This window comes from Streptomyces sp. DH24 (assembly GCF_029813775.1).
In the GTDB taxonomy this organism is placed as follows: Bacteria; Actinomycetota; Actinomycetes; order Streptomycetales; family Streptomycetaceae; genus Streptomyces.
In genome coordinates, this window is sequence record NZ_JARVKW010000148.1 from 1 (window position 1) to 323 (window position 323).

Annotated in this window: 1 protein-coding gene; it reads left to right on the forward strand. The window is 69.3% G+C overall.

All coding sequences use genetic code 11. The annotated features are described in order from the left end of the window. On the forward strand, positions 1-323 hold a 323-nt coding region (locus QC282_RS32250), incomplete at both ends, for an AMP-binding protein (protein WP_279553133.1).

A 323-nucleotide genomic window follows, 5' to 3' on the forward strand; every position in this document is an offset into this window, starting at 1 on the left:
CTGAGGCGTTTTCCACGGTCCGGGTGGTGTTCACCGGTGGTGAGCCGGCGTCGCCCACGCACATCGGCAGGCTGTACGGCCTGTATCCGAAGCTGAGGATCGTCAACGGCTACGGTCCGGCGGAGTCCTTGGGCTTCACGACCACTCATCCGGTGGACGCGGGCGATGTGCCGGGGTCCGCCGTGCCGATCGGCCGGCCGGTGGCCAACAAGTACGCCTACGTCCTGGACGGTCGTTTGCGTCCGGTCCCGGCCGGGGTGATCGGCGAGGTCTATCTCGCCGGCGACGGCCTCGCCCACGGTTATCTGGCGCAGCCCGGCACC